Here is a 9,470-nt window from a genome sequence, read left to right as displayed (position 1 = left end):
CGAGCTTCCGGTCACCGCAAACGGAAAGATTGACAAAAAAGCCCTGCCGGCGCCGGACATTGAAGCGGGAAGCGCCGCATACAAAGCGCCGGAAACAGAGATGGAGACGCTGCTTTCTGACATTTGGCAGGAAGTGCTCGGACTGGACCAGATCGGCATAAGCGATAATTTCTTCACGCTCGGCGGCGACTCGATCAAAGGCATTCAAATGGCGAGCCGCCTGAACCAGCACGGCTACAAGCTGGAGATGAAAGACCTCTTCCAGCACCCGACCATCGAAGAGCTCGTCTCTTACGTGGAGCGGACGGAAGGTAAGCAGGCCGACCAGGGACCTGTCGAAGGCGAAGCGGAATTAACGCCGATCCAGCGCTGGTTCTTTGAGAAAAACTTTACGGACAAACACCACTGGAACCAATCCGTCATGCTTCACGCAAAAGACGGCTTTGATCCGGTTCTGGTGGAAAGAACCCTGCAAGCATTGATGGAACACCATGATGCACTCCGTATGGTTTACCGTGAGCAAAAGCCATATTACAAAGGGCTTGAGGATGCGTCTGTTGAACTGAACGTCTTTGAACTGAACGGACTCAGCGAAGATCATGAAGACCGTATCGAACGGGAAGCAGACCGTCTTCAAAGCAGTATTTCACTGGAAGCGGGACCTCTGCTGAAGGCCGGGCTCTTCCGGGCGGAAGACGGAGACCACCTTCTCCTTGCGATCCATCACTTAGTCGTAGACGGTGTATCTTGGCGGATTTTACTGGAGGACTTCACCTCCGTTTATACACAGCTCAAGCAAGGCAATGACCCGGCGCTGCCGCCGAAAACACATTCATTCGCCGAATTTGCCGAGAGAATCAAAGAATACGCAAATACGAAGGCGTTTCTGAAAGAAGTTGATTACTGGAAAGAGCTTGAGGAGAAAGAGGTATGCACTCAGCTCCCGAAAGACAGGCAGTCTGGGGATCAACGCATGAGACATACAAGAACGGTCAGCTTCTCTCTGACGGCTGAACAAACTGAACAGCTGACCACAAACGTCCATGAAGCCTACCACACAGAAATGAATGATATTCTGCTGACGGCGCTCGGACTGGCGCTGAAGGAGTGGACGGGTGAAGACACGATCGGCGTTCATTTGGAAGGCCACGGACGTGAAGACATTCTTGACGGCTTGAATATCACCCGGACGGTCGGATGGTTTACGAGCATGTATCCGATGATCCTTGAGATGAAACACGCCGACGACCTTTCATATCAGCTGAAACAAATGAAAGAAGACATCAGGCATATCCCGAACAAAGGAGTCGGCTACGGCATTCTGCGTTATGTAACGGCGCCTGAGCATAAAGAGAATCTTTCGTTTGAGATTGATCCGGATATCAGCTTTAACTACTTAGGCCAGTTTAATGAGATGTCGGATTCCGGCTTATTTACAAGATCCGATATGCCGTCCGGACAATCGCTGAGCCCGGACACAGAGAAGCCGAATGCGCTTGATATTGTCGGATTTATAGAAAATGGGCAGATGACGATGACGTTTGCCTATCATTCTCTCGAATTTCATGAAAAAACCATCCAATCGTTCAGTGACAGCTTTAAAGGGCACCTCCTGAAAATCATAGATCATTGCCTGGCTCAAGACGGTCCTGAACTTACGCCTAGTGATCTTGGTGATGATGATCTGACGCTTGATGAACTTGATAAATTAATGGAAATTCTCTAACAGAAAAGACAGAGGTGACATATGAGCAAAAAATCGATTCAAAAGGTGTATGCACTCACACCGATGCAGGAGGGAATGCTGTATCATGCGCTGCTTGATCCGCATTCTTCCTCCTACTTCACACAATTAGAGCTTAGGATTCACGGAAGTTTTCAGCTCGAGCTTTTTGAAAAAAGTGTCAATGAGCTGATCCGGACATATGACATCCTGCGAACGGTATTCGTGCACCAGCAGCTTCAAAAACCGCGCCAAGTCGTATTGGCCGAACGGAAGACGAAAGTGCACTATGAAGATATCAGTCAATTAGATGAAGCTCGTCAAACCGAATATATTGAACGCTATAAACGCGACGTGCAGCAGCAGGGCTTTCATCTGGCGAAGGATATTCTTTTTAAAGCGGCGGTATTCAGACTCAGTGAGAAGGAGCTTTATCTCGTCTGGAGCAATCATCATATCGTCATGGACGGCTGGAGTATGGGCGTTTTGATGAAAAGCCTGTTTCAAAACTATGAAGCGCTTCGTGCCGGCCGGCCCGCCGGAGGAAGCCAGGGCAAACCTTACTCTGACTATATCAAATGGCTCGGAGGCCGGGATTATGATGAGGCGGAACAATATTGGAGCAGCCGCTTAGCGGATTTCGAACAGCCGAGCCTGCTCCCGGGCCGTCTGGCAGCGGAAAAGAAAGACTATCAAAATGAAGAATATTCTTTAGTCTGGGATGAAGAGCTGGTTTCGCAGATTCAGCAGACCGCCAACCGGCATCAAGTCACGGGGCCTAACCTGTTTCAAGCGGTGTGGGGCGCAGTGCTCAGCAAATACAACTATACAGACGATGTGGTGTTCGGCACTGTTGTATCAGGCCGTCCTTCAGAAATCAACGGCATAGAAACAATGGCCGGGCTGTTCATCAATACGATCCCTGTCAGAATCAAGATTGACAAAGAAGCAACCTTTTCTGACGTGATGACGGCAGTTCAGAAAAACGCCGTGGAAGCCGAGCGCTATGATTATGTGCCGCTCTATGACATTCAAAAGCGCTCTGCTCTGGACGGCAGCCTTTTGAATCATTTGGTCGCCTTTGAAAACTATCCGCTGGACAAAGAGCTGGAAAACGGGGGCATGGAGGAAAGACTCGGCTTTTCCATTAAAGTTGAACATGCTTTTGAGCAGACGAGCTTTGATTTCAATCTCATCGTGTATCCGGGAAAAACGTGGACTGTCAAAATCAAATACAACGGAGCGGCTTTTGCTCATGATGCCATCGAACGAACGGCGCACCATCTGACCCGCATGATGAAAGCGGCGGTCGGAACGCCTGACGCGCCCGTGCGGGGTCTCGGCCTTGTTTCAGGCGAAGAAGAGCGGCAGATTGTTGACGTATTCAATGATACGAAAACGGCGCTTCCGGAAGAGGAGGCCGTTCACCGTTTGTTTGAAGCACAGGCAAACCGGACGCCCGCAAGCATCGCGATAAAAGAAGAGGGGCGCGAATGGACGTACCGTGAAGTGAACGAAGCGGCCAACCGCCTGGCGAGATATCTTGTGAAGAACGGGCTGGAAAAAGGCCGGACCGCCGCTATTATGAACGACCGCTCTGCGGAAACCGTTATCGGCATGCTTGCCGTCCTAAAAGCAGGCGGCGCATATGTGCCGATTGATCCTGCTTTTCCGGAGGACCGTCTCCGCTTTATGGCGGAAGACAGTTCGATTCAGATCGTGCTGACAGTTCAGGACTATCTGGAGCAAGCGGGCGCATTGCAAGTCCCGGTCATCATGCTGGATGAAAGCGCGGATGAAACGGTAAGCGGAACAAACTTGAGTCTCCCTGCCAGCGGAAACGACTTGGCGTATATTATGTATACATCCGGATCGACCGGCAAACCGAAAGGCGTCATGATTGAACACAGAAATATCATCAGGCTCGTCAAACATTCGAATTATGTGCCGGTTCATGAAGAAGACCGCATGGCGCAAACGGGAGCCGTCAGCTTTGATGCCGGAACCTTCGAAGTCTTCGGTGCATTGCTGAACGGAGCTGCGCTGTATCCTGTTAAAAAAGAGACGCTGCTTGACGCCGGACAATTCGCCCAATTTTTGAAAGAGCACCGGATCACGACAATGTGGCTGACGTCTCCGCTGTTTAACCAGCTTGCCCAAAAGGATGCCGGCATGTTTAATACGCTCCGGCACCTTATCATCGGCGGTGATGCGCTTGTACCGCATATCGTCAGCAAAGTGAGAAAGGCGTCACCGGAGCTGTCTCTTTGGAACGGCTACGGCCCGACGGAGAATACGACGTTTTCGACGAGTTTTCTCATTGATCAGGACTACGACGGCTCGGTCCCGATCGGGAAGCCGATCGGAAATTCCACTGCGTACATTATGGACGAAAACCGCAACCTCCAGCCGATCGGCGCTCCCGGTGAGCTGTGCGTCGGCGGAAGCGGAGTGGCAAGAGGCTATGTGAATCTGCCTGAATTAACGGAGAAGCAATTTGTCCGCGATCCGTTCAGACCGGATGAAATGATATACCGGACGGGAGACTTGGCGAAGTGGCTTCCGGACGGCACGATCGAGTTTCTCGGCAGAATTGACAATCAAGTAAAGGTTCGCGGGTTCAGAATCGAGCTCGGCGAAATCGAGGCGAAAATCAGCCAGGTGCAGAATGTGACGGAATCTGCAGCTGTGATCCGGAAAAATAAAGCGGATGAAAATGAAATCTGCGCCTACTTTACCGCAGACCGGGACCTTTCACCGGAAGACCTGCGCAAAACACTTTCGGAATCACTTCCTGAATACATGATTCCTGCGCACTTCATACAGATGAGTCAGTTTCCGCTGACGGCGAACGGAAAAATTGATAAAAAGGCACTGCCTGAACCGCAGACTGAAGCCGTTCAAAAAGAATACGAAGCGCCGAAAACGGAAGCGGAGCAGAAACTCGCGGACATTTGGGAAGGCATTCTCGGCGTAAAAGCGGGTGTGACTGACAATTTCTTCACGATTGGCGGACATTCTTTAAAAGCCATGATGATGACCGCTAAAATTCAGGAGCACTTTCAAAAAGAAGTGCCGATCAAAGTGTTATTTGAAAAGCCGACCATTCAGGAGCTTGCGCATTATTTGGAGCATGAGAGTGAGGAGGAGCAGCAGTTTGAACCGATCCGGCAAGCGCCTCATCAGAAGCATTATCCTGTTTCCTCAGCACAGCGCAGGATGTATATCCTTAATCAGCTCGGACAGGCCAGCACGAGCTACAACGTCCCTGCTGTACTTCTGCTGGAAGGATCAGTAGACAAAAACCGTCTTGAAGAGGCCATGCAGGCATTAATCAACCGTCATGAGACACTGCGTACATCGTTTGACATGGCGGATGGAGAAGTCGTGCAGACCATTCATGAAAATGTGAGCTTTCAGCTGGAAACCGCCGAGGGCCGGGAAGAAGATGCGGAAGAGCTGACAAAAGCCTTTATCAGACCGTTTGCGCTCAACCGTGCGCCGCTCGTCCGTTCGAAGCTGATCCGGCTTGAAGCTGACCGTCATCTTCTGTTGATTGACATGCATCACATTATTACGGACGGAAGCTCTATGGGCATTTTCATCGGTGATCTGGCAAAGCTTTATCAAGGCACGGAGCTTGCGCTGCCAAAGATTCATTATAAGGATTTTTCAGTCTGGCAGCGTGAAAAAGCAAATCTGGATCAGCACGAGGCCTACTGGCTCGAAACGTTCAAAGGCGATCTGCCGGTGTTGGATCTGCCGCTTGATTTCCCGCGTCCTGCCGAGCGCAGTTTTGAAGGGGAACGCGTCATCTTCGGGCTTGATAAACAGGTGACGGCGCAGATTAAGACATTGCTGGCTGATACGGATACGACGATGTACATGTTCTTGTTAGCCGCTTTTCAAGTGCTGCTGTCCAAATATTCAGGGCAGGAAGACATCATAGTCGGATCTCCGGCAGCCGGAAGACAGCATCCTGATCTCCAAGAGGTGCCGGGTATGTTTGTCAACACAGTCGCGCTTCGGTCGCATCCTGCCGGCAAAAAAACGTTCAAGCAATTCCTGGACGAAGTGAAAACGGCGAGTCTTCAAGCTTTCGAGCATCAAAGCTATCCGCTTGAAGAATTAATTGAAAAACTGCCGTTAACGAGGGACACAAGCCGGAGTCCGCTGTTCAGCGTGTTATTTAATATGCAGAACATGGAGATCCCGTCTCTGCGGCTCGGAGATTTGGAGATTTCTTCTTACTCCATGCATCATCATGTCGCTAAATTTGATCTTTCCTTAGAAGCGGCTGAGCGCGGAGAAGAGGTCGGATTGAGCTTTGATTACGCGAAAGCCTTATTTGCGGACGAAACCATCCGCCGCTGGAGCGCTCATTTTGTCAATCTGATTAAAGCCTGCGCTGAAAATCCGGATATTCAGCTGGCCGAAGCAAGCCTGCTGTCCGCTCCTGAGCGGGAAGCGCTCCTCTCTGATGAAAAACGTACGGAAGCGGATCTCCCTGAGGGCACTTTTGTTTCACTGTTTGAACGGCAAGCGCAAAAAACGCCTGATCTCACGGCGGTTGCAGGCGTAACAAGTCTGACATACCGGGAACTTGATGAACAGTCGAACCGGTTTGCGCGCCATCTTCAGGCCTGCGGAGCGGGCAGTGAGGACATCGTGGCTATTATGATGGATCGTTCGGCCGACTTGATTACCGCGATTCTCGGCGTCATGAAAGCCGGAGCGGCATTTCTTCCGATTGATCCGGAGACTCCTGAAGAGAGAATCCGCTATTCTCTTGAAGACAGCGGAACGAAGCTTCTGGTCGTCAATGAGAGAAACATGACCGCGGCCGCCGTTTATAAAGGAAAAACAGTCGTAATGGAAGGCGGAGAATGGCGGAACGAAAGCGCCGATCGGATCGAAACGAATCCTGACGCCGACCAGCTTGCATATATCATTTATACCTCGGGAACAACGGGCAAACCGAAAGGCGTCCAGCTGGAGCACCGCAATCTAGTCAATTATGTCACGTGGTTCAGCCGTGAAGCCGGTTTGACCGAAGCTGACAAATCCGTGCTGCTGTCTTCTTACGCATTTGATCTCGGATATACGGCCATATTCCCGATCCTTCAGGCGGGCGGCGAGCTGCACATTGTGCCGAAAGAGACGTACACTTCGCCTGACCAGCTTGGTGAATATATACAGAAAAACGGCATTACGTATATGAAACTGACGCCGTCATTGTTCCATATGATCGTCAATACTGCCCGTTTTACGGCAGAACGCCGTTTCAGCCCGCTTCGTTTAGTGGTGCTCGGCGGTGAAAAAATCATCACGTCCGATGTCCGCAAGTTTCATGATGTATACGCCCATACTGACTTCATCAATCACTACGGGCCGACAGAAACGACGATCGGCGCCATTGCCGGACGGATCAATATGGAGCGCCTTGATCAATATGAGCAGCGTCCCGTCATCGGCCGCCCGATCGCAAATACCGGCGCCCTTGTGCTGGACGGATCAATGCAGCTCGTTCCTCCGGGCGCAAGCGGCGAGCTTTATATTACCGGGAAGGGGCTTGCCAGAGGATATCTTCACCGTCCGCAGCTGACGGCGGAGAAATTTCTCCCTCATCCTTTTTCACCGGACAGCCTCATGTACAAAACGGGAGATGTTGTCCGCAGGCTTTCTGACGGGACGATTGAATTTATCGGCCGCGCCGATGATCAGGTGAAAATCCGGGGCTACCGTATCGAATTAAAAGAGGTTGAAACCGTGCTGTTAAGCGTAAACGGCATTCAGGAGGCGGTCGTTCTCGCAGTCAGCGAAGGCGGACTGCCGGAACTGTGCGCGTACTATAAAGCCGACAGCGAGCTGAAAGGCTCTGAGCTTCGCAAACAGCTTTCCGAAACACTGCCGTCTCATATGCTTCCGGCCTATTTCGTGCAAGTAGACCGCATTCCGCTCACAGCCAACGGAAAAACAGATAAAAACGCCCTTCCGAAACCGGGCGCAAGCCAGACGGCGCAAACGGCTTCAGCCTTGCCGGAAACGGAATTGGAGGAAAAGCTGTGCCACATTTGGAAAAAGACTCTCGGTGCGGATACGCTCGGCATCGACGATAATTTCTTCGATTACGGCGGGCACTCTTTAAAAGGCATGATGCTCCTTGCCAATATTCAGGCTGAACTGGACAAAACGGTTCCGTTAAAAGCGCTGTTCGAACAGCCGACGGTCCGTCAGCTTGCCGCATATATCGAGAATTCAGCGGTATCTGAGAAATATCGGATGATCTCACCGGCAGACAGCGCTGACGCATACCCTTTATCATCCGCCCAAAAACGGATGTACGTTCTGAACCAGCTTGACCGGGACACAATCAGCTACAATATGCCGTCTGTTCTTCTGATGGAGGGAGAAGTCGATATTTCAAGGCTTCAGGAAGCGCTCAATCAGATGATCAATCGTCACGAATCTTTGCGGACGTCCTTTATCGATCAAAATGGCCTGCCGATGCAGCGGATCACAGAACAGGCTGACATCGAACTTCACATCTTTGAAGCAGCGGATGAAGAGAAAGCCGATCTTATCATTCGGGCATTCATCAAGCCGTTTGATTTGAGTGAGGCTCCGCTCATTCGGGCCGCTCTTGTCAGACTGAATGAACAGAAACACCTCCTGCTGCTGGATATGCATCATATTATTGCCGACGGCGTGTCCAGAAGCATGCTGGTCAAAGAGCTCGCTCATCTTTACAAAGGCGGAAGTCTGCCGGCGCCGAGCCTGCATTATAAAGACTTCGCCGTCTGGCAGAATGAACCCGAGCAGGCCGAACGGATGAAAGAGCATGAGCAATATTGGCTCTCCGCGTTCTCCGGTGAGCTTCCTGAACTGAACTTGCCGACCGATTTTCCGCGTCCTCCGGTTCAAAGCTTTAAAGGACAGTCCGTCCGCTTCAGAGCGGGGCGTGAAACGGAAAAAGCGGTGCGTGAATTAATGGAGCAATCGGGAGCGACTCTTCATATGGTGCTTCATGCCGCGTTCCATGTTTTCTTAGGCAAAATTACGGGGCAGCGCGATATCATTATCGGCTCGGTGACTGCCGGAAGAACGAGCGCCGAAGTTCAGGAAATGCCGGGGATGTTTGTCAATACGCTTGCGCTTCGCAATGAAACGCGCAAAGAACAGACATTCGCCGGGCTGCTTGAACAGGTAAAACAAACCAATCTCGACGCGCTGGCGCATCAAGATTATCCGTTTGAAGATCTGATCGGAAAGCTTGACCTGCCGAGAGATATGAGCCGAAATCCGTTGTTCCAAGTCATGGTGACGACAGAAGATCCGGATAAAGAAACACTGGAACTGGAGAACCTGCGCATCACTCCGTATGAGTCGAACCAAGGCACGGCGAAATTCGATCTGACACTCGGCGGCTTTACGGATCAAGAAGGTCTCGGCCTTCAGTTTGAATATGCGACTGATCTGTTTAAAAAAGAAACCATTGAAAAGTGGAGCACCGGGTTCCTGCGGATTCTGAAGCAAGCGGCGGAAAGCCCGGACAGAAAGCTGCCTGAGATTTCACTGATCAGCGATGCTGAAAAACAAACCCTTCTTGACGCATGGAAAGGAAAAACAATTTCCGTGCCGCGGGACAAAACGGTTCACCGTCTCTTTGAAGAAACGGCCGCCCGCCACGCGAACCGTCCGGCTGTGGCATACAACGGCGCGAAATGGACGTACGGCGAGCTGAACG

At 51.2% G+C, this 9,470-nt stretch carries 2 protein-coding genes; both read left to right on the top strand.

Features of this window, described 5'->3' with window-relative positions; genetic code table 11:
- Positions 1-1,726 (top strand): condensation domain-containing protein (locus Y79_RS0105570; protein WP_029575239.1); only part of this gene is annotated, 1,726 nt, incomplete at its 5' end.
- Positions 1,727-1,747: 21 nt separating this feature from the next.
- Positions 1,748-9,470, top strand: a 7,723-nt coding sequence (srfAB, locus tag Y79_RS1000000121935; RefSeq protein WP_029575238.1) for a surfactin non-ribosomal peptide synthetase SrfAB, incomplete at its 3' end; no start/stop codon positions are given.

This window comes from Bacillus siamensis KCTC 13613 (assembly GCF_000262045.1).
Taxonomy (GTDB): Bacteria; Bacillota; Bacilli; order Bacillales; family Bacillaceae; genus Bacillus; species Bacillus siamensis.
The sequence above is the reverse complement of the archived record's forward strand: the minus strand, read 5'-3'. Positions and strand labels throughout refer to the sequence as shown.